This window comes from Streptomyces sp. NBC_00019 (assembly GCF_045041015.1).
Classification (GTDB): Bacteria; Actinomycetota; Actinomycetes; order Streptomycetales; family Streptomycetaceae; genus Streptomyces.
In genome coordinates this window covers 8,506,269-8,527,277 of sequence record NZ_CP108302.1, presented here as the reverse complement: position 1 = coordinate 8,527,277, position 21,009 = coordinate 8,506,269, and the positions used below count along the sequence as shown (strand labels likewise).

Here is a 21,009-nt window from a genome sequence, read left to right as displayed (position 1 = left end):
ACTGATGGAACCGCTCCCACTGGTGTCACCGAAGTTAGCGCCAAGTGACGGCAAAGAACAGAGGAGTCACTTGACTTTTCCTCAACCACATTCATCGAATCTTTTCGACTCTTCAAGCATCTTGACCCCTCACACCCTCATCCTCACTATGGGAGCGCTCCCACTGGTTCAAGCCTTGACTTCTCCGAGCCGCAAGGAGGAACCAGCACATGGCACCGAGAAGGAGACGCCGGACTGTCCGGCGCTTATGGACGGCTGTCACAGCCGCCCTGGCTCTGCCGTTCGCCATGCTGAGCGTGGCTTCAACTCCCGCACAGGCAGCGGCAGTTCAGTGCAGCGTCGACTACAAGACGAATGACTGGGGCTCCGGCTTCACCACGGACGTGACGATCACGAACCGCGGTACGGACGCCATCAGTGGCTGGACCCTGACGTATGCCTACTCAGGCAACCAGAAACTGTCGAACGGCTGGAACGGCACCTGGTCCCAGTCCGGTCAGACGGTCACGGTGAACAGCGCGACCCACAACGCGAACATCGCGGCCGGTGCCGCGGTCTCCACGGGCGCCCAGTTCACCTACAGCGGCACCAACGCCGCCCCGACGTCCTTCGCGATCAACGGCACCAGCTGCACCGGCGCGCACCAGCCGCCGATCACCGTGCTGACCAGCCCGGCAGCGGGCGCCGTCTACACGCAGGGCAACGCCGTCCCGCTCGCGGCGACCGCCGCGGCCGCCGACGGCGCGACGATCAGCAAGGTGGAGTTCTACGACAACACCACGCTGCTCGGCACCGACACGACCTCGCCGTTCTCGCTCTCGGCCTCAAGTTTGACCGTGGGCAGTCATTCGCTGCTGGCGAAGGCGTACGACAGCCTGGGCGCGTCGGCGGAGTCCACACCGGTCGGCATCACGGTCGTCTCGGGCCCCGCCATCGTGGCCTCGGCGACCCAACTCGCCGTGCAGCAGGGCGAGACGGGCACGTTCGGGGTGAAGCTGTCGACGCAGCCGTCCGCGAACGTGACGGTGACGACCACCCGCGCCACCGGCAACTCGGGCCTGTCCGTGACCGGCGGGGCTTCCCTGACCTTCACCCCGTCGAACTGGAACACCGCCCAGAACGTGACCATCACGGCCGACGCCTCCGGCACCGGAGCCGCGACCTTCGAGTCGACGGCGACCGGGCACGCCAAGTCGTCGGTGACGGTCACGCAGATCGAGGCGGCGGGCGAGTACGACGCCCGTTTCCTGGAGCTGTACGGCAAGATCACCAACCCGGCGAACGGCTACTTCTCACCCGAGGGCATCCCCTATCACTCGGTGGAGACGCTGATCGTCGAGGCCCCGGACCACGGTCACGAGACCACGTCGGAGGCATACAGCTATCTGCTCTGGCTGCAGGCCATGTACGGCAAGGTGACCGGCGACTGGACCAAGTTCAACGGTGCCTGGGACATCATGGAGAAGTACATGATCCCCACGCACGCCGACCAGCCCACCAACTCCTTCTACAACGCCTCCAAGCCGGCGACCTACGCGCCCGAGCTGGACACGCCCAACGAGTATCCGGCGAAGCTGGACACCGGGGTGTCGGTGGGTTCGGATCCGATCGCCGGTGAACTGAAGAGCGCGTACGGCACGGACGATGTCTACGGTATGCACTGGTTGCAGGACGTCGACAATGTCTACGGCTACGGCAACGCGCCCGGCAAGTGCGAGGCGGGTCCGACGGACACCGGCCCGTCGTACATCAACACCTTCCAGCGTGGCGCGCAGGAGTCGGTGTGGGAGACAGTGCCGCAGCCGACCTGCGACGCCTTCAAGTACGGCGGCAAGAACGGGTACTTGGACCTCTTCACCGGTGACGCCTCCTACGCCAAGCAGTGGAAGTTCACCAACGCCCCGGACGCCGACGCGCGTGCGGTGCAGGCCGCGTACTGGGCCGACAAGTGGGCCGACGCCCAGGGCAAGGGCAGCCAGATCTCCGCGACCGTCGCCAAGGCCGCGAAGATGGGCGACTACCTGCGCTACTCGATGTACGACAAGTACTTCAAGAAGATCGGCAACTGCGTCGGACCGACCACCTGTGCGGCCGGGACCGGCAAGGACGCCTCGATGTACCTGATGTCCTGGTACTACGCCTGGGGCGGCGCCACCGACACCTCGGCGGGCTGGGCCTGGCGCATCGGCTCCAGCCATGCGCACGGCGGCTACCAGAACCCGATGGCCGCGTACGCGCTGAGCGCCTACGCCGACCTGAAGCCCAAGTCGAGCACGGGTGCCGCCGACTGGGGCACCTCGCTGACCCGGCAGATCGAGTTCTACCGCTGGCTCCAGTCCAACGAGGGCGCCATCGCGGGCGGTGCGACGAACAGCTGGGCGGGCCGTTACGCGACCCCGCCGGCCGGCAAGTCCACCTTCTACGGCATGTACTACGACCAGCAGCCCGTCTACCACGACCCGCCGTCCAACCAGTGGTTCGGCTTCCAGGCGTGGTCGATGGAGCGGGTGGCCGAGTACTACCAGCAGACGGGGAACGCGGCCGCGAAGACCGTCCTCGACAAGTGGGTGGACTGGGCGCTGGACCACACCACCATCAACCCCGACGGCACCTACCAGATCCCGTCGACCCTCCAGTGGTCCGGCCAGCCCGACACCTGGAACGCGTCAAGTCCCGGCTCCAACAGCGGACTTCACGTCACCGTCGCCGACTACACCAACGACGTCGGTGTGGCCGCCGCGTACGCCAAGACCCTGACGTACTACGCGGACCGCTCCGGTGACACCGCTGCCGCCACCACGGCGAAGGCACTCCTCGACGGCATGTGGGACAACCACCAGGACGCCCTGGGCATCGCCGTTCCGGAGACCCGCTCCGACTACAACCGGTTCGACGACGGGGTGTACGTCCCGTCCGGCTGGACCGGGACGATGCCGAACGGTGACGCCATCAACTCGTCGTCGACCTTCGACTCCATCCGGTCCTTCTACGAGGACGACCCGGCCTGGTCGAAGATCGAGGCGTATCTGGCGGGCGGTGCGGCGCCGTCGTTCACGTATCACCGGTTCTGGGCCCAGGCGGACATCGCCCTGGCCATGGGTTCGTACGCGGAGCTTCTCGAATAGCCCCCGCGAAGCGTTCCGCGAGAAGGCCGGTGGTCCAAGTGCGGGCCGTCTGTGGCTGGTCGCGCAGTTCCCCGCGCCCCCAAAGGGGCGCGGGGGGCACCGCCCCTTCTCCGGAACCGCTTAAAAGGCTCCGCGTACGAGGTCTCGCCACCTGACGGTGAGGCCGACTCGCCGGGCGGCCCCCTCCCGCACTGGGGGTCGCCCGGCACCTCTCGCCTCATATAGCAAGCGCTTGCCTTTCGCACCTTCCCCTCCTCCTCCCCCCACGTCCCGGAAAGGACCCCCGTGCGAAGAACACGCATCCTCACGGCCGTGCTGGCGCTCGCGGCCGGCCTGCTCGCGGGCACCCCGCCCGCGCTGGCCGCCGACAGTACGAGAACGGCCATCGCCGCCGACACCTACACCTGGAAGAACGCCCGGATCGACGGCGGCGGATTCGTCCCCGGCATCGTCTTCAACCGCAGCGAGAAGAACCTGGCCTACGCCCGCACCGACATCGGCGGCGCCTACCGCTGGGTGGAGTCGAGCAAGACCTGGACGCCACTGCTGGACTCGGTCGGCTGGGACGACTGGGGGCACACGGGGGTGGCGAGCCTGGCCTCCGACTCCGTGAACCCGGACCGGGTGTACGCCGCGGTCGGCACGTACACCAACAGCTGGGACCCCGGGAACGGGGCGATCCTGCGCTCCTCCAACCGGGGCGCGAGCTGGCAGAAGACCGACCTGCCGTTCAAGCTGGGCGGCAACATGCCGGGGCGCGGCATGGGCGAGCGGCTGGCGATCGACCCGAACAAGAACAGCGTGCTGTACCTGGGCGCACCCAGCGGCAAGGGACTGTGGCGGTCGACGGACTCCGGCGCGACCTGGTCGCAGGTCGCGAACTTCCCCAACGTCGGCAACTACGTACAGGATCCGAGCGACACCTCCGGCTACGCCAGTGACAACCAGGGCATCGTCTGGGTCACCTTCGACGAGCGCACGGGCACCTCGGGCAACGCGACGCAGACGATCTACGTCGGGGTGGCCGACAAGGACAACGCGGTCTACCGCTCGACGGACGGGGGCGCGAGCTGGTCGCGGCTGGCCGGGCAGCCGACCGGATACCTCGCGCACAAGGGCGTACTGGATACCGTCAACGGCTATCTGTACATCACCTACAGCGACAAGGGCGGTCCCTACGACGGCGGCAAGGGCCGGCTGTTGCGGTACGCGACCTCGACCGGTACATGGACGGACATCAGCCCGGTCGCCGAGGCCGACACGTACTACGGCTTCAGCGGGCTGAGCGTCGACCGGCAGGATCCGGGCACCGTGATGGCGACGGCGTACAGCTCCTGGTGGCCCGACACCCAGATCTTCCGCTCCACCGACAGCGGCGCGACCTGGACGAAGGCCTGGGACTACACGTCGTATCCCAACCGTTCCGACCGCTACACGATGGACGTGTCGTCCTCGCCCTGGCTGACCTGGGGCGCCAACCCCTCACCGCCCGAGCAGTCGCCGAAGCTCGGCTGGATGACGGAGGCGCTGGAGATCGACCCGTTCGACTCCGACCGGATGATGTACGGGACGGGCGCGACGGTCTACGGCACGGAGAACCTGACGAACTGGGACTCCGGCAGCCAGTTCACCGTCAAGCCGATGGTGCAGGGGCTGGAGGAGACCGCGGTCAACGACCTCGCCGCTCCCCCGTCCGGCGGCGCCCAACTGTTCAGCGCCCTGGGGGACATCGGCGGTTTCCGGCACACGGACCTGACCAAGGTGCCGGCGATGATGTACACCCAGCCGAACTTCACCACGACGACCAGCCTGGACTTCGCCGAGACGAACCCGAACACGGTGGTCCGGGTGGGCAACCTCGACTCGGGTCCGCACATCGCGTTCTCGACGGACAACGGCGCCAACTGGTTCGGCGGGACGGATCCTTCGGGGGTCAGCGGGGGCGGCACCGTCGCTGCGGCCTCGGACGGCAGCCGCTTCGTGTGGAGTCCGGAGGGCACCGGTGTGCAGTACGCGACGGGCTTCGGCTCGTCCTGGGCGGCGTCGAGCGGGATCCCGGCCGGCGCGATCGTGGAGTCCGACCGGGTCGACGCGAAGACCTTCTACGGCTTCAAGTCCGGGAAGTTCTACGTCAGTACGGACGGCGGCGCGACCTTCACGGCCTCGGCGGCCACCGGGCTCCCGAGCGGCGACAGCGTCCGCTTCAAGGCGGTGTCCGGCACCAAGGGCGATGTGTGGCTGGCCGGCGGTGCGACGGACGGCGCGTACGGTCTGTGGCACTCGACGAACGGCGGTACGTCCTTCACCAAGCTGTCCAATGTCGAGCAGGCCGACGCCATCGGCTTCGGCAAGGCGGCGACGGGAGCCTCGTACCAAACCCTGTACACCAGCGCGAAGATCGGCGGGGTACGCGGCATCTTCCGGTCCACGGACCAGGGTTCGACCTGGACACGCATCAACGACGATGCTCACGAGTGGGGTTGGACGGGCGCGTCGATCACCGGTGACCCGCGGGTGTACGGGCGGGTCTATGTGTCGACGAACGGCCGTGGCGTCATCTACGGCGACTCCTCCGACGCGGGCGGCGGTGACGGCGGTGGCGGCACCGACCCCACACCGACACCCACGGGTGCCTGCGCGGTGACGTACAAGATCACGAACCAGTGGTCGGGCGGCTTCCAGGCGGACGTCCAGCTCAGCAACACCGGCTCGAGTGCCTGGAGCAACTGGTCACTGGGCTGGACCTTCCCGGGCGGCCAGACGATCGGCCAGCTGTGGAACGCCGAGTACACCCAGTCGGGTTCGGCGGTGACGGCGAAGAACATCACCTGGAACGCGAACGTGGCGGCGGGCTCCTCCGTGAGCTTCGGCTTCACGGGAAACTGGTCGGGGACGAACACGAAACCGACGGCGTTCAAGCTGGGTGACCAGTCCTGCACGGTCCTCTGAGCGAACGGCACACGAGGAGGCCCCGTCCGATCCCGGACGGGGCCTCGTCGTGTGTTGGTCAGGGGGTGTAGACGGTCGGCCGCGGTGCCGTGGGCATTCCGTTGCCGATGTAGAAGCTCGGGTGCGGGGGCTGGTTGTAGGCGGTGTTCTGCCAGGCCAGACCCGTGCGGTACATCGTGTCGTGGAGCAGGGTCGTGATCTTCGTGGTGGTCTCGTACGGCGTGGAGTAGATCCGCAGGGCCGTGTTGTCGGAGGTCGGCCAGACGACCTCCTCGCGCCAGTCGCCGAAGAGGTCGCCGGACAGGGACGGGGTGGCCTTGGTGCTGTTGTTGGAGTGGACGCTCGCGCCGGTCAGCAGACGGGTGTCGGAGGAGGTGCCGTACTTGTCGATGTGGGTGCCGTCGAGGAGTTCGCGGGTGGTGTCGCCGTCCCACCAGGAGAGGAAGTTGACCGACGACGGTTCGCGGCCCTTCGTCGCGCCGGCCTCGTCGCGGATGGAGGAGTCGGAGGCGGACCAGACCTCGGCGCCGTCGTTGCCGGCGTAGATGTCACCCGCGACGCCACGACCGTTGTCGCAGCAGGCGGCCAGCTTCCAACGGACCGCTCCTGTGGCGGGGTTGATGTAGAGCTCGGCGGGCTGGGAGGCCGACTCCGAGACCTTGAAGTACTCCAGGCCGGACGTCGAAGGGTCCAGGTCGCCCAGATGCTGCGCGTCGCCGTGGCCCGTCTTCGTCGTCCACAGACCGTTGCCGTTGTCGTCCACGGCCATCGCGCCGTACACGATCTCGTCCTTGCCGTCGTTGTCGACGTCCCCGACGGACAGACTGTGCGAGCCCTGACCGTCGTACCCCTTGCCGGAGTTGGTGGAGGAGCTGGTGTCGAAGGTCCAGCGGCGGGTGAAGGTTCCGTTGCGCCAATCCCAGGCCGCGAGCACCGAACGGGTGTAGTAGCCCCGCGCCATGATCAGCGAGGGCCGGGCGCCGTCCAGATACGCCGTGCCCGCGAGGAAGCGGTCGACGCGGTTGCCGTACGAGTCTCCCCACGAGCTCACCGTGCCGCGGGCCGGGACGTAGTCGACGCTCTGCATCGCCTTGCCGGTCTGGCCGTTGAACATGGTCAGGTACTCGGGCCCGGAGAGGACGTACCCGCTGGAGTTGCGGTAGTCGGCCGACGAGCTGCCGATCACCGCGCCCGTCCCGTCGACGGTTCCGTCCGCGGTCTTCACGGCGACCTCGGCCTTGCGGTCACCGTCGTAGTCGTACACCTGGAACTGCGTGTAGTGCGCGCCGGAACGGATGTTGCGGCCCAGGTCGATGCGCCACAGCCGGGTGCCGTCGAGCTTGACGCCGTCGAGGATCGTGTTGCCGGTGTACCCGGACTGGGAGTTGTCCTTGGCGTTGGTGGGCTGCCACTTCAGCACGAAGTCCAACGCCCCGTCACCGTCGAGATCCGCGACGGAGGCGTCGTTGGCCTCGTAGGTGTAGGCGACGCCGTCGGGGGTGGTGCCGCCCGCGGGCGGGCTGATCGGCACGTCCTTGTAGCCGGTGCGGAACTGGATCGCGTGCACCGAGTCGGCCTGCTCCACACCGCCGACGATCGCGCGGACCGTGTAGTCGGCCTGGGACGGGGCGCCGGAGTGGAAGTAGTTGGTGGAGCCGGTGACGGGCGTCGCGTTGACCTTCGTACCGGCCCGGTAGACGTTGAACGACACGTCGTTCGCGTCGGTGCCGAGCCAGCGCCAGCTGACCAGGTTGCCGGCGTCGGTGTGGACGCTGACGACACCACGGTCGAGTGCCTCCACCTGCCGGGCCGTCGCGGCCTCGGCCGTGCCGGTGGCGAGCTGGGTGAGGCCGGCGGCGACGAGTGCCGTGGCGGCGGTCAGCGCGGAGAGGACGGCCCTTCGTCTGCGGCGCGGGGGCGGATGCGGGTGCGGGTGCTGCACGAGACGTACCTCCTGGGAGGACGGACGGGGGTCCGTGAGGACGTGCGGATTCCGTTCCTCAGTGGCCGCCGCGTGCGCTGGGGTTGCCGTACATTTCGGCCAGTTCCGCCGCCGTGCGGGCGAGCCGCTCGCGCAGCTCGGGCGGCTGGAGGACCTCGATGTCCGTGCCCATGCGCAGGAATTCGCCGAGGGCGTGGTCGACGGACTCGATGGGGACCGTGGCCACAGTTCTCCCGTCCTCGTCGGTACGGACGTCGGCCGCCCTGGCGAGGGTCACGCCCGGTGCCAGCCGCACCACGGCCTCGCCCCGGTACAGCCGCTCGTGGAAGTCCCGCTGGTACGCCGCCCAGTAGGCGGCCAGGTCGAAGTCGTCGGGGCGCGTGAACTCTGAATCGGCCGCGGTGAGTTGGAGAATCTGGTCGACCCGGAAGGTGCGCGGCCCGGGACCGGCGACGACGTACCAGCGCCCCGCCTTCAGCACCAGCCCGTACGGCTCCAGCCGACGCTCCACATCGGTCGGCGCACGCCAGCGACGGTATACGATATTCAGTACACGGTTGTTCCACACCGCGTCGGCGACCGCCGGCAGATACGGCGTCTCCTCCGCCTCCGCGTACCAGCCGGGCGCGTCCAGATGGAAGCGCCCGCTGATCCGGTCGGCGTGCGCCCGCAGCTCCACCGGCAGCGCCGCCCGCACCTTGAGCTGCGCCGCCGCCAGCACCGACCCCAGACCGAGCTCGGCGGCCGGACCGGGCACACCCGCGAGGAACAGCGCCTCGGCCTCGTCGGCGGTGAGCCCGGTCAGACGGGTGCGGTAGCCGTCGAGCAGGCGGTACCCGCCGGCGTGGCCCGCGTCGGCATACAGCGGGACCCCGGCCGCACTCAGCGCCTCCACGTCCCGGTAGACCGTACGTACCGACACCTCCAGCTCCTCCGCGAGCTGGGCGGCGGTCATCCGCCCCCGGGTCTGGAGCAGAAGCAGGATCGAGACGAGCCGACTGGACTTCACCACCACAGAATCCCAGACTTCACTGACACAGGATGTCAGTGAAGCGGTCCTAACGTCCCGGCATGAGCTTCACCGAGAAACTCCTCACCGTCCCCCCACCCATCGAGGTGGGCGGCCGGCACATCAAGCGCTACCACGTCACCGCCGACCCGGCGGGCATCGCGCCCGACGTGGAGAAGGCGGCGTACGAGATCCTCCCGGAGCTGCTGCCGGAGCCGGACGGCACCCCGCCCGCGACCTTCGTCGTCCTGCACCGGGGCGGCGACGACGGCGCCTACCTCAACGCCTACAGCTGGGTGTGGGACAACGTCCTGCACTTCCGCGGCGCCTCCGCGGGCCAGCCCGTGCTCGGCTGCCCCGACCGCGACCCCACCCACTTCATCGCGCCCGACCTGCCGTGGATCGGCTGCGTCTGGGAGCTCCCGCCGATCCTGCACGAACGGGACGCCTGGGTGCGGCATCTGCTGGCCCCCGAAGTCCCGGACCTGGCCGCCTACCTGGCCGACTCCCTGCCCGAAGGAACCACGGGGGACCGCGCATGAGCAGCCCGCACGACTTCGACTTCTTCCACGGCGATTGGCAGGTCCTCAACCGCCGCCGCACCGACTTCCTCGACCCGGACAGCGCCTGGGAGGAGTTCCCGGCGACCAGCCGCTGCTGGCCGCTGTTCGACGGCTCCGCCAACGTCGACGAGATCGACATGCCGCATCTCGCCGCGAAGGGCGCGACCCTGCGGCTGTTCGACCGGGAGAGCGGGCAGTGGTCGCTGAACTGGGCCTCCAGTCGCAGCGGCACCCTCTTCCCGCCGGTCTTCGGCCGGTTCCACGGGGACCGCGGCGAGTTCCACGGCGACGACCGTCACGACGGCAAGGACGTGCGGGTCCGCTTCGTCTGGTCCGACGTCTGCGACACCGGGGCCCGCTGGGAGCAGGCCTTCTCGCTCGACGGCGGGGACACCTGGCTGACCAACTGGGTCATGGAGTTCACCCGGGCTTCCTGAAGGCCCGCAGCGCGAACACCGGGTCGGCACGCGGCCGGTCCTGGTCCGGCAGGGCCTCAAGCCGGGCGGCGAGCGCGTCGGTGCGCGGGTCGCCCGGCGGCAGCAGGGTGAACCAGCCGCGCCGCAGGTCGGCGGCCGTACGGCGAGGGCTGCGGCCCTGCCCCCGGCCCGGAAACCGGGCCCGCCCGGCATCGACCAGGCCCTGCGCGGCGGCGTACGTCTCGACGCGGGGCTCGGCGTCCGGGGCGGGCCGGCGGGGGCGCGGGGCGAGGACGGCGTCGATGTCGCTGCCGACGTCGTGCGCGGCGGCCTTGTCGACGGTGGTGACGTACACACCGCCGGGCCGCAGCACCCGGGCGCACTCGGCGACGATGCTGCGCACGTCCTCGGCGTCGTCGACGAGATGCAGCAGCCACACACTGGTCACCGCGTCGAACACCCCGTCGGGGAAGGGCAGTCGGCGGCTGTCCGCGAGGACGATCGACCCCGGCAGACGGGCCGCGGCCATCCGCGCCATGCCGTACGTCAGGTCGGCGCCCGCCACCCGCAGCGCGGGCCGTGCCCCCGCGAGCCGCCGGGTGACGATCCCGGTGCCGCAGGCCACGTCGAGCAGGTGGCGGGCGCCCTCGGGGACGAAGCCCAGGACGGCGCCGGCGGCCGCGGCGGCGCGAGGTTCGCCGCCGCGGGTGATGTCGTAGGCGTCGGCCTCCTTGTCGTAGTCCAGCACCTCACCGGGCTCCGTGGCCGGGGGCGAGCGCCTCCACCTTCTGGGCGAGTTCGAAGTCCTTCTCGGTCACCGCGCCGCCCACGCTGTGCGTGTTCACGGTCAGGGACACCGTGTTGTAGCCGAGCGTGAGGTCGGAGTGGTGGTCGAGCTCCTCCTGGACCTGGGCGATGTGGACGACCATCGCCGTGGCCGCGAAGTGCGAGGACAGACCGTAGGAACGGGCGAGGCGGTCTCCGTCGAGCGACCAGCCCGGCAGTTCCGCGAGCCGGTCCTCGATCTCCTTCTGCGACAGCGGTTCGAGGGGCATGACGCTGCTCCTTCCTGGACTGCGGGTTCTCCTTCAGCGTGCCACACGGAGCCCGCCGAAGCCCTGGTCACAAGGGTCCTCTTCCCCGACGTACCCCTTCGTCGTCTACGGTCCTCGTATGACCACCACTGCCGCCGACAAGGGCGTCGGCCCCCTGCTGCGAACCTGGCGGGAGCAGCGCCGGGTCAGTCAGCTGGAGCTGGCGCTGCGGGCCGACTCCTCCGCCCGGCACATCAGCTTCATCGAGACGGGCCGCTCCCGGCCGAGCGAGGAGATGGTGCTGCGGCTGGCCGAGCATCTGGACGTCCCCGTGCGGGAGCGCAACGCGCTGCTGCTGGCGGCGGGATACGCCCCGCGTTACTCGCAGACCCCGCTGGACGACCCGGCGCTGGACTCCGTGCGTGCGGGCATGGAGCGTCTGATCCAGGGCTACGAGCCTTATCCGGCGCTGGTGTTGGACGGGATGTACAACGTGCTCGCGGCCAACCGGGGCATCCTCATGCTGCTCGACGGCATCCCGGAGTCCCTGCTCGAGCCCCCGCTGAACGCGATGCGGCTGACGCTGCATCCCGAGGGCATGGCCCCTCGGATCCGCAACCTCGGTGAGTGGCGCGGGCATCTGCTCGCGCAGATGGAGCGGCAGATCGCGCTGCACCGCTCGCGGCCGCTGCGGGAGCTGTACGAGGAGGTGGCGGCGTATCCCGTGCCGGACACCGGTTCCGGTGAACCGCTGGAAGAGGCACCGTACTTCGCGCTCCCGATGCTGATCGAGCACGAGGGCCGGGTGCTGTCGTTCATCTCCTCCATCTCCACCTTCAACACCCCCATGGACGTGACCGTCGCCGAGCTGGCCATCGAGACGTTCCTCCCGGCCGACCCGGCGACGGTCAAGTACCTTCAGTCACTGATGTCCTGACGGGCCTTCAGGGAAACGTGCTGGAGGACGGCGAACCCGGCCACGGTCAATGCCTGCACGACGGTCCACACGGCGCCCGCCGTCGAAGGAGTCAGCCACAGGACCAGGGCGAGGCAACTGACCACGGCCCAGGCAAGGTTGACCTCGACGACGGCCCGGACCGGCAGCGCGGCCGGGCGGGCCCGGGATGCCAGCAGGCCGACGGCCGCGGCGTACACCGCCAGGAACGCCCCGAGTGCGAGCAGCAGCGTGGAGTCGACCCCCGACAGGCGGCCCAGCGGCCCGGAGAGGGCCAGGTAGGCGAGGGCGTTGGCGCCGGTCACGACCGCGTCGAGGGCGAGGAAGCGCCGCAGCGCGGTGTGCGCGTCGCCGGTGCGGACAAGAGCGGACAGCTGGGTGGCGGACATGGCGAATCACCCTCCGACGGGGTCGATTTGGGGCTCTGGGAGAAGACGGGACCCGGGTTCCGGACCGGAGTGCGCCGGCCCGGAACCCGTTGTCACCACGATCCCGCCACCGGCCGGCACCGTCGATTACCCCCGAAGTAATGCCACACGTGGCGAGCGCCTCACCCCCGACCCTGTGAGACCGGAAGCGGAACATGGCACACTGCCCTGCATACTTCGGCGCGTAGGGGAGGCGTGGCGTGAGTGAGCGGCGGCCTGCGCCCACCGTGGGTCAGGTGGTGCTCGGCAGACGGCTCCAGGAATTGCGGGAGGCGGCCGGGCTCAAGCGCGAGGAGGCCGCGAAGGTCCTCCGCGTGGCGCCCGCGACCGTGCGGCGCATGGAGATGGCCGAGGTCGCGCTGAAGATCCCCTACGTGCAGCTGCTGCTGTCCACGTACGGCGTCTCGGAGGAGGAGACGGACGCCTTCGTCGCGCTGGCCGAGGAGGCGAACCAGCCGGGCTGGTGGCAGCGGTTCCATGATGTGCTGCCGGACTGGTTCAGCCTGTACGTGAGCCTGGAGGGTGCCGCCCGCATCATCCGCTCCTACGAACCGCACTTCGTGCCCGGCCTGTTGCAGACCGAGGCGTACGCGCGCGCCGTGATGGAGGCGGGCACGATCGCGCAGCAGGGCTCCGACACCATCGAGCGGCACGTGTCCCTGCGGATGACCCGGCAGCAGCTTCTGGAGAAGCCCGATTCGCCCCACCTGTGGGTGATCATGGACGAGACGGTGCTGTGCCGGCCGGTCGGACAGGGCGGCGAGATCATGCGGGAACAGCTCGACAGGCTCCTGGAGTTCGCCGAGCGCGACCGGGTCACCCTGCAGATCGCGGAGTTCGCCGCCGGCCCGCACCCGGGGACGTACGCGCCCTTCTCGCTGTTCCGTTTCGCCGAGCCGGAACTGCCCGACATGGCGTTCACCGAGTATCTGACCGGCGCCCTGTACCTGGACTCCCGCGCGGAGGTCTCCGCGCATCTGGAGGTCCTGGACCACATGACGGCGCGCGCCGCGTCGGCCGAGCGCACCAAGAAGATCCTGCGGGAGCGCCGCGCGACCTATTGAGCCACGCACCACCCGGGCCGCGCACGGCAACCTTCCCGCCACCCCCGACGACTCCCGAGCAGACCCCCGTCAGGCACCGCGCACCGAGGAGAAGACACCGCATGACCGGATCCGGATCCGAAGCCGCGCCCACCACCGTCGACACCAGCCGGCCGCATCCGGCGCGGGTGTACGACTGGTGGCTGGGCGGCAAGGACAACTACCCGGTGGACGAGGCGCTGGCCCGAAGGATCCTCGCCACGGACGGCACCGCGGTGCGCGGGGCGCGCGCCAACCGCAGGTTCATGCACCGGTCAGTGCGGACGGCCGCCGAGGCCGGGATCCGCCAGTTCCTGGACATCGGCACCGGCATCCCCACCGAGCCGAACCTCCACCAGGTGGCCCAGGAGGTCGCCCCGGAGTCGAGGGTCGTGTACGCCGACAACGACCCGATCGTCCTCAGGCACGCCCAGGCGCTGCTGCACAGCACCTCCGAGGGCGCCACGAACTATGTGCACGCCGACGTCCGGGACCCCGACACCACCCTGCGGCTTGCCGCGGAGACCCTGGACTTCGCGCGGCCCGTCGCGCTGTCCCTGGTGGCGCTCACCCACTACCTGGACGGCGAGCCCGACGGCGACGACGTGTACGGCCTGCTCGCGCGGTACGTCGGCGAGCTCGCGCCCGGCAGCCTCGTGATCCTGTCCCAGGTCACCCCCGACCTCAGCCCGGAGGCGATCGCCAGGGCCGCGGAGCACTTCCGGGCCGGCGGCACACCGTTCCACCCGCGTTCCCTGGCCGAGTTCTCGCGCTTCTTCGACGGTCTGGAGCTGCTCGGTCCCGGCGTGATCCCGGTCTCCGGCTGGCGCCCTGGCCCCGAGGACGTGGCCGCCCAGGCGGAGGGCATCGTGCCGGTCTACGCGGGGGTCGCCCGCAAGGTGTGACCTGACCCGAACGGGTGCCGCCGACGGGTGCGCTCCCCTGCCCAGCCCTAGCTTCGAGAAGCACGGGCAAGCAAGGGAGCGCATGTGACCGACACCCAGACACCGCCCTCGGAGCCGGGTGCGGCGCTGCTGCGGGCCGGGAGGTTCTTCCGGCCCGGCACGCCCGCGTCCGACCTGCACAGCATCGGGCTGACGGGTGGACGCGAGGCGGACGCCTTCTACCGGGACCGCTGGAGCCACGACAAGGTCGTGAACTCCACGCACGGTGTCAACTGCACGGGTTCGTGCCGCTGGAAGGTGTACGTCAAGGACGGCATCATCACGTGGGAGACCCAGCAGACCGACTACCCGAGCGTCGGCCCCGACCGCCCCGAGTACGAGCCGCGCGGCTGCCCCCGGGGCGCCGCCTTCTCCTGGTACACGTACTCCCCCACCCGGGTGCGCTACCCGTATGTCCGCGGTGTCCTCCTGGAGCTGTACCGAGAGGCCCTGGGCCGCCTCGGTGACCCTGTCCTCGCCTGGGCCGACATCCAGGGCGACCCCGAGCGCCGCCGCCGCTACCAGCAGGCCCGCGGCAAGGGCGGCCTGGTGCGCGCCACCTGGGACGAGGCGGTGGAGATCGTCGCGGCCGCACAGGTCCACACGATCAAGACGTACGGCCCCGACCGCATCGCCGGCTTCTCGCCCATCCCGGCGATGTCGATGGTGTCGCACGCGGCGGGCGCCCGGTTCCACTCCCTGATCGGCGCCCCGATGCTGTCGTTCTACGACTGGTACGCCGACCTGCCCGTGGCCTCCCCGCAGGTCTTCGGCGACCAGACCGACGTCCCGGAGTCGGGCGACTGGTGGGACGCCGCGTATCTGATGATGTGGGGCTCGAACGTCCCGGTGACCCGCACCCCTGACGCGCACTGGATGGCGGAGGCCCGTTACCGGGGCCAGAAGGTGGTCGTGGTCGCGCCCGACTACGCCGACAACGCCAAGTTCGCCGACGAGTGGCTGCACCCGCACCCCGGCACGGACGGCGCGCTGGCCCTCGCCATGGGGCACGTGATCCTCAAGGAGTTCTTCGTCGACCGCGAGACACCCTTCTTCGCGGACTACGTACGGAAGTTCACCGACCTTCCCTTCCTGGTGACCCTCACCGAGAAGGACGGCGGCTACGTCCCGTCCAAGTTCCTGCGCGCCACCGACCTCGGTCAGGAGGGCGAGGGCGCGGAGTGGAAGACGGTCGTGCTGGACGCGGCCAGCGGCCGCGCGGTCGTCCCCAACGGCTCCCTGGGCTTCCGCTGGACCGAGTCCGGCAAGGGCCGCTGGAACCTCGAACTCGGCCCGATCGAGCCGACGTTGACCCTGCACGGGCAGAAGATCTCCCGGGGCGTCGAGGTGCTGCTCCCGCGCTTCGACACCGAGGGCGGCGAGCACGGTCAGGGCCGCGGCGACGTCGTACGGCGCGGTGTCCCGGCGACCCGGCTGGGCGGCCCTGACGGGCCCCTGGTGACGACTGTCCACGATCTGCTGCTGGCGCAATACGGTGTGCGGCGACCCGATCTCCCCGGCAGCTGGCCCGCCTCCTACGAGGACGCCGAGGCACCCGGCACCCCCGCCTGGCAGGAGGTGCACACCTCCGTCCCGGCCGCCAAGTGCGTCAAGATCGCCCGCGAGTTCGCGCGGACCGCCGAGCGCTCCAAAGGCCGCTGCATGATCCTGATGGGCGCCGGCACCAACCACTGGTTCCACTCCGAGACGATCTACCGCTCCTTCCTCGCCCTGCTCCAGCTGACCGGCTGCCAGGGCCGCAACGGCGGCGGCTGGGCGCACTACGTCGGCCAGGAGAAGTGCCGCCCGGTCACCGGCTGGGCGACGCTGGCCGCCGCCTCCGACTGGTCGCGGCCGCCACGGCAGATGATCGGCACGGCCTACTGGTTCCTCAACACCGACCAGTGGCGCTACGACCACTTCAGCGCCGACGTGCTCGCCTCGCCGCTCGGTGAGGGCCGGTTCACGGGCATGACGGGCGCCGACTGCCTGGCCCTGTCGGCGCGTTCGGGATGGATGCCGTCGTATCCGACCTTCGACCGCAACCCGCTGGAGCTGGGCGAGGCCTTCGGCGACCCGGTGGCGAAGACGGTGGCCGAACTCCGGGCGGGAACACTGAACTTCGCGTGCGAGGACCCGGATGCCCCCGGCAACTGGCCGCGCGTGCTGACGCTGTGGCGGGCCAACCTGCTCGGCTCGTCGGCGAAGGGCGCCGAGTACTTCACCAAGCACCTGCTGGGCACGCACTCGTCGTTGAACGCCCAGGAGGCCGGGCCCGACGAGCGGCCCCGGGACGTGACCTGGCGGGACGAGGCCCCCGAGGGAAAGCTCGACCTGCTGCTGTCGCTGGACTTCCGGCAGACCTCCTCCACGCTGCTCTCGGACGTCGTCCTGCCGGCCGCGACCTGGTACGAGAAGCACGACCTGTCCAGCACGGACATGCACCCCTACGTGCACTCCTTCACCCCGGCCGTGGACCCGCCCTGGCAGGCCCGCACCGACTTCGACACCTTCAAGGCGCTGGCCGACCGGCTGAGCGAGATGGCCGTCCTGCACCTCGGCGTCCGCAGGGACCTGGTGGCGACCCCGATGCAGCACGACACCCCGGGCGAGACGGCCCAGCCCGGCGGCGTCGTCCTGGACTGGAAGCGCGGCGAATGCGATCCGGTGCCCGGCAGGACGCTGCCGAACCTCACGGTCGTCGAGCGGGACTACACGGCGATCGGCGCGAAGTTCCGGGCGCTCGGCCCGCTGGTCGAGGAACTGGGCCTGCCCTGCAAAGGCATCGCCCTCAGACCGGACAAGGAGGTCGACCACCTCCGGGAGCTCAACGGGGTGGTCCGCGAGGGCCCCGCCGCGGGCCGCCCGTCCCTGGACACGGCCGTGAAGGCCGCCAACACGATCCTGACCCTGTCCGGCACCACCAACGGCCGTCTCGCCACCCAGGGTTTCCACACCCTGGAGGAGCGCACCGGCCAGGAGATGGCCCACCTGGCCGCCGAGCACGAGGGCAAGCGGATCACGTACGCCGACACCCAGGCGGCGCCCGTCCCGGTGATCACCTCTCCGGAGTGGTCCGGCAGCGAGGCCGGCGGTCGACGGTACACCGCCTTCACGCTGAACACCGAGCACCTCAAGCCGTGGCACACCCTCACCGGGCGCCAGCACTTCTTCCTCGACCACGACTGGATGCACGAGCTCGGCGAGGCGCTTCCGATCTACCGGCCGCCGCTCGACATGAACAAGCTGTTCAACGAACCCGAGCTCGGCCCGAACGGCCAACGGGAAGTGACGGTCCGCTACCTCACCCCGCACAACAAGTGGTCCATCCACTCCGAGTACCAGGACAACCTGTTCATGCTCGCCCTCTCCCGCGGCGGCCAGTCCATCTGGATGTCCCCGCAGGACGCGGACGCCATCGGTGTGCAGGACGACGACTGGATCGAGGCGGTCAACCGCAACGGCGTGGTCGTCGCCCGGGCGATCGTCTCGCACCGGATGCCGGCCGGCACCGTCTACATGCACCACGCGCAGGAGCGCACGGTGAACGTCCCCAGGACGGAGACCACCGGGAAGCGCGGCGGCATCCACAACTCGCTCACCCGTCTGATCCTCAAACCGTCCCATCTCGTTGGCGGCTACGCCCAGTTGAGCTGGGCGTTCAACTACCTGGGTCCGACGGGCAACCAGCGCGACGAGGTGACGGTCATCCGCCGCCGCAGCCAGGAGGTCGAGTACTGATGCGCGTGATGGCCCAAGTGGCGATGGTCATGAACCTCGACAAGTGCATCGGCTGCCACACCTGCTCGGTCACCTGCAAGCAGGCGTGGACCAACCGGCAGGGCATGGAGTACGTCTGGTTCAACAACGTCGAGACCCGGCCCGGCCAGGGCTATCCGCGCCGCTACGAGGACCAGGAGAAGTGGCGCGGCGGCTGGGAGCTGAACAGGCGCGGCGCCCTCAAGCTCAAGGCGGGCGGGCGCTTCCACAAGCTCCTCGGGATCTTCTCCAACCCGAAGCTGCCGGAGATCAAGGACTACTACGAGCCCTGGACGTACGACTACAAGAACCTCACGGACGCCCCGCTCGGCGACGACTACCCGGTGGCCCGGCCGGTGTCGCAGATCGACGGCAAGCCGATGAAGATCGAGTGGTCCTCGAACTGGGACGACAACCTCGCCGGCGCCCCCGCCTACGGCGACCTCGACCCGATGGTCGAGCGCACCCGTCAACAGGCCGCGGACAAGGTGAAGTTCGAGTTCGAGCAGACCTTCATGTTCTATCTGCCGCGCATCTGCGAGCACTGCCTCAACCCGTCCTGCGTCGCCTCGTGTCCCTCGGGCGCGATGTACAAGCGGGCGGAGGACGGCATCGTCCTGGTCGACCAGGACCAGTGCCGGGGCTGGCGGATGTGCGTGACCGGATGCCCGTACAAGAAGGTCTACTTCAACCACCGCACCGGCAAGGCCGAGAAGTGCACGATGTGCTATCCGCGCGTCGAGGTCGGCCTGCCGACGGTCTGCTCGGAGACGTGCGTGGGCCGCCTTCGCTACCTCGGCGTGATCCTCTACGACGCCGACAAGGTGACCGCCGCCGCCTCCACGCCCGATGAGAAGGGCCTGTACGAGGCCCAGTTGGACGTCTTCCTCGACCCCGACGACCGTGCCGTACAACGGGCGGCGGAGGAGGCCGGGATCCCGTACGACTGGATGGAGGCGGCCCGCCGCTCCCCCGTGCGTGCGCTGATCAGCACGTACAAGGTGGCGCTGCCCCTGCATCCGGAGTACCGCACCATGCCGATGGTCTGGTACATCCCGCCGCTGTCCCCGGTGGTGGACGCGCTGACCGAGACCGGTCACGACGGCGAGGACGCCGGGAATCTCTTCGGCGCCATCGACACGCTCCGCATCCCGCTGGAGTACCTCGCGGAGGTCTTCACCGCGGGCGACACCGCCCCGGTGCGGTCGTCCCTGGAGAAGCTGGCGGCGATGCGCGCCCACATGCGCGCGATCAACCTCGGCGAGGACCCGGACCCGTCGGTCACGCAGGCCGTCGGCATGAAGCCCGAGGAGATCGAGGAGATGTACCGGCTGCTGGCGATCGCCAAGTACGAGGACCGCTACGTCATCCCGACCGCGGCCGTCGGTGACGCGCGCCGGCTGGAGGAGTCGGCGATCCCGGACGACTGCAGCCTCGAGTACGACGACGGCCCGGGCATGGGCGGCGACGGGCCGTTCGGCCAGGACTCCGGCCGCAAGCTGCTGCCGGTGGTGTCCGTGGAGAACTTCCACGGTCTGCGCAAACGCCAGACGTCCGACGACCCGGCCGACGCCGAGGAGGTCTGATGCCCTCGTACGCCGTGCTGTACCAGGCAGCCGCGCTCTGTCTGACGTACCCCGACGACGACTTCCGCGCCCGGCTGCCCCTGCTGCGCGAAGCGGCCCCGCAGCTACGGGAGTTCGTCGACCACGCGGCTCTCACCCCGCCGCAGGAGCTGGCCGCGCACTACGTCCAGGTCTTCGACTTCAAGAACCGGCACAGCCTCTATCTGAGCTGGTGGCAGGACGGGGACACCCGCCGACGCGGTATGTCGCTGGTCCGCTTCAAGGAGGTCTACCGCGCCGCCGGACTGGAGTTCACCGGCGAGGAGCTGCCCGACTTCCTGCCCGCGGTCCTCGAGTTCGCGGCCCGCACCGGCAGCACCGACCTGCTCACCGAACACCGGGACGGCCTGGAGCAGCTGCGCTCCCGGCTCACCGGCTTCGGGACACCGTACGCGTCCGTCCTGGATGCCGTATGCGCCACACTGCCGAACGCACACACCGGGGTGCGCTCATGACCACACTCCTCTGGGGCGTCCTGCCGTACGTCGTCTTCGCCCTGCTCGTCGCCGGTCTGATCTGGCGCCACCGCTACGACAAGTTCGGCTGGACGACCCGCTCCTCGCAGATCTACGAGTCGAAGCTGCTGAACATCGCCTCGCCGGCCTTCCATTACGGCATTCTCTTCGTGCTGGCCGGGCACATCGTGGGCCTGTTCGTCCCGATGTCGTGGACGGACGACCTCGGGGTCGGCGAGCACACGTACCACCTGCTCTCGCTCTACGGCGGCACGGCGGCCGGGCTGCTCGCGGTCGGCGGGATCCTGTTGCTCGTATACCGCCGACGGACGAAGGCACCCGTCTTCCGGGCGACGACCGCCAACGACAAGCTCATGTACCTGGTGCTGCTCGGCGCGATCGCGATGGGCATGATCGCCAAACTCACCCACGCCTCCGGCGACGGCTACAACTACCGCGAGTCCATCGGCCCCTGGGCACGCAGTCTGTTCACCCTCCAGCCGGACATCGACCGGATGGAGGGTGTGCCGGTGCTGTACCGGATCCACGCGGTCATCGGAATGGCGCTGATCGCGTTCGTGCCGTACAGCCGGCTGGTGCACATGTTCAGCGCGCCGGTGCAGTACCTGTTCCGCCCGTATGTCGTGTACCGCAGCCGCGACCCCGAGCAGTTGGGGCCGCGGCCGGAGCGGCGGGGCTGGGAGAAGACGGGCTCGTAGAGCG

General features: G+C 69.6%; 16 protein-coding genes. 11 read left to right on the top strand and 5 right to left on the bottom strand.

The annotated features are described in order from the left end of the window. Window positions 1-209 precede the first annotated feature (209 nt). Both OHU89_RS39495 and OHU89_RS39490 read left to right on the top strand, forming a co-directional pair. Window positions 210-3,125, top strand: coding sequence for a glycoside hydrolase family 48 protein (locus tag OHU89_RS39495; RefSeq protein WP_405649799.1), 2,916 nt, complete (start codon window positions 210-212; stop codon window positions 3,123-3,125). Between the two features lie 285 nt (window positions 3,126-3,410). Beyond that, window positions 3,411-6,074, top strand: a complete 2,664-nt coding sequence (locus OHU89_RS39490) for a cellulose binding domain-containing protein (protein ID WP_405649798.1) — start codon at window positions 3,411-3,413, stop codon at window positions 6,072-6,074. Between the two features lie 58 nt (window positions 6,075-6,132). Here OHU89_RS39490 and OHU89_RS39485 read toward each other — a convergent pair whose 3' ends face one another. Both OHU89_RS39485 and OHU89_RS39480 read right to left on the bottom strand, forming a co-directional pair. After that, window positions 6,133-8,016, bottom strand: a complete 1,884-nt coding sequence (locus OHU89_RS39485; RefSeq protein ID WP_405649797.1) for a rhamnogalacturonan lyase — start codon at window positions 8,014-8,016, stop codon at window positions 6,133-6,135. 58 nt (window positions 8,017-8,074) lie between these two features. After that, the gene (locus OHU89_RS39480) at window positions 8,075-9,025 is read right to left on the bottom strand and encodes a helix-turn-helix transcriptional regulator (protein ID WP_405649795.1); all 951 of its coding nucleotides are present in this window, start codon (window positions 9,023-9,025) and stop codon (window positions 8,075-8,077) included. Between the two features lie 62 nt (window positions 9,026-9,087). Here OHU89_RS39480 and OHU89_RS39475 point away from each other — a divergent pair, with 62 nt between their 5' ends. Continuing rightward, window positions 9,088-9,567, top strand: coding sequence for a hypothetical protein (locus OHU89_RS39475; protein WP_405649793.1), 480 nt, complete (start codon window positions 9,088-9,090; stop codon window positions 9,565-9,567). Then, window positions 9,564-10,025 (top strand): hypothetical protein, encoded by a 462-nt coding sequence (locus OHU89_RS39470; protein ID WP_405649791.1) that lies wholly within the window; start codon window positions 9,564-9,566, stop codon window positions 10,023-10,025. The genes OHU89_RS39475 and OHU89_RS39470 overlap by 4 nt, the downstream gene beginning before the upstream one ends. Here the strand turns inward: OHU89_RS39470 and OHU89_RS39465 are convergent. Together OHU89_RS39465 and OHU89_RS39460 are read right to left on the bottom strand one after the other, a co-directional pair. Further along, window positions 10,009-10,752 (bottom strand): class I SAM-dependent methyltransferase, encoded by a 744-nt coding sequence (locus tag OHU89_RS39465; RefSeq protein WP_405649789.1) that lies wholly within the window; start codon window positions 10,750-10,752, stop codon window positions 10,009-10,011. The two genes, OHU89_RS39470 and OHU89_RS39465, sit on opposite strands and share 17 nt — an antisense overlap. Before the next feature lies 1 nt (window position 10,753). Continuing rightward, on the bottom strand, window positions 10,754-11,059 hold the full coding sequence (locus tag OHU89_RS39460; protein WP_266886000.1) for a 4a-hydroxytetrahydrobiopterin dehydratase: 306 nt from the start codon (window positions 11,057-11,059) through the stop codon (window positions 10,754-10,756). A gap of 118 nt (window positions 11,060-11,177) precedes the next feature. On the opposite strand from OHU89_RS39460, the gene OHU89_RS39455 reads away from it, so the two are divergent. After that, the gene (locus OHU89_RS39455; protein WP_405649787.1) at window positions 11,178-11,975 is read left to right on the top strand and encodes a helix-turn-helix domain-containing protein; all 798 of its coding nucleotides are present in this window, start codon (window positions 11,178-11,180) and stop codon (window positions 11,973-11,975) included. On the opposite strand, the gene OHU89_RS39450 is transcribed toward OHU89_RS39455, so the two are convergent. Further along, window positions 11,957-12,382 (bottom strand): hypothetical protein, encoded by a 426-nt coding sequence (locus OHU89_RS39450; protein ID WP_405649785.1) that lies wholly within the window; start codon window positions 12,380-12,382, stop codon window positions 11,957-11,959. The genes OHU89_RS39455 and OHU89_RS39450 overlap by 19 nt on opposite strands. A 239-nt stretch (window positions 12,383-12,621) precedes the next feature. On the opposite strand from OHU89_RS39450, the gene OHU89_RS39445 reads away from it, so the two are divergent. The 6 genes from OHU89_RS39445 to narI all read left to right on the top strand — a co-directional run bounded on the left by OHU89_RS39445 (window position 12,622) and on the right by narI (window position 21,005). Beyond that, window positions 12,622-13,485: a helix-turn-helix transcriptional regulator gene (locus OHU89_RS39445; protein WP_266886006.1), complete on the top strand. Its 864-nt coding sequence runs from the start codon at window positions 12,622-12,624 to the stop codon at window positions 13,483-13,485. A gap of 101 nt (window positions 13,486-13,586) precedes the next feature. Continuing rightward, window positions 13,587-14,408: an SAM-dependent methyltransferase gene (locus tag OHU89_RS39440; RefSeq protein ID WP_405649783.1), complete on the top strand. Its 822-nt coding sequence runs from the start codon at window positions 13,587-13,589 to the stop codon at window positions 14,406-14,408. 84 nt (window positions 14,409-14,492) lie between these two features. Next, complete coding sequence (locus OHU89_RS39435) at window positions 14,493-18,188, top strand: nitrate reductase subunit alpha (RefSeq protein ID WP_405649782.1); 3,696 nt, start codon at window positions 14,493-14,495, stop codon at window positions 18,186-18,188. Beyond that, a complete protein-coding gene (gene narH / locus OHU89_RS39430) occupies window positions 18,188-19,792 on the top strand; it encodes a nitrate reductase subunit beta (protein WP_405649780.1) in 1,605 nt (534 codons plus the stop codon). Before OHU89_RS39435 ends, narH begins: the two co-directional genes overlap by 1 nt. Next, window positions 19,792-20,286: a nitrate reductase molybdenum cofactor assembly chaperone gene (gene narJ, locus OHU89_RS39425; RefSeq protein WP_266886015.1), complete on the top strand. Its 495-nt coding sequence runs from the start codon at window positions 19,792-19,794 to the stop codon at window positions 20,284-20,286. Before narH ends, narJ begins: the two co-directional genes overlap by 1 nt. Further along, entirely contained in the window at window positions 20,283-21,005 is a 723-nt protein-coding gene (gene narI, locus OHU89_RS39420) for a respiratory nitrate reductase subunit gamma (RefSeq protein WP_405649778.1), read from the top strand. Before narJ ends, narI begins: the two co-directional genes overlap by 4 nt. Window positions 21,006-21,009: the final 4 nt, after the last annotated feature.

What these genes read in the sequence shown, in the direction of transcription:
- OHU89_RS39460 (WP_266886000.1), bottom strand. Translation starts at nt 11,059, where the DNA reads ATGCCCCTCGAACCGCTGTCGCAGAAGGAGATCGAGGACCGGCTCGCG.
- narI (WP_405649778.1), top strand. Translation starts at nt 20,283, where the DNA reads ATGACCACACTCCTCTGGGGCGTCCTGCCGTACGTCGTCTTCGCCCTG.
- OHU89_RS39470 (WP_405649791.1), top strand. Translation starts at nt 9,564, where the DNA reads ATGAGCAGCCCGCACGACTTCGACTTCTTCCACGGCGATTGGCAGGTC.
- OHU89_RS39440 (WP_405649783.1), top strand. Translation starts at nt 13,587, where the DNA reads ATGACCGGATCCGGATCCGAAGCCGCGCCCACCACCGTCGACACCAGC.
- OHU89_RS39455 (WP_405649787.1), top strand. Translation starts at nt 11,178, where the DNA reads ATGACCACCACTGCCGCCGACAAGGGCGTCGGCCCCCTGCTGCGAACC.
- OHU89_RS39495 (WP_405649799.1), top strand. Translation starts at nt 210, where the DNA reads ATGGCACCGAGAAGGAGACGCCGGACTGTCCGGCGCTTATGGACGGCT.
- narH (WP_405649780.1), top strand. Translation starts at nt 18,188, where the DNA reads ATGCGCGTGATGGCCCAAGTGGCGATGGTCATGAACCTCGACAAGTGC.
- OHU89_RS39475 (WP_405649793.1), top strand. Translation starts at nt 9,088, where the DNA reads ATGAGCTTCACCGAGAAACTCCTCACCGTCCCCCCACCCATCGAGGTG.
- narJ (WP_266886015.1), top strand. Translation starts at nt 19,792, where the DNA reads ATGCCCTCGTACGCCGTGCTGTACCAGGCAGCCGCGCTCTGTCTGACG.
- OHU89_RS39450 (WP_405649785.1), bottom strand. Translation starts at nt 12,382, where the DNA reads ATGTCCGCCACCCAGCTGTCCGCTCTTGTCCGCACCGGCGACGCGCAC.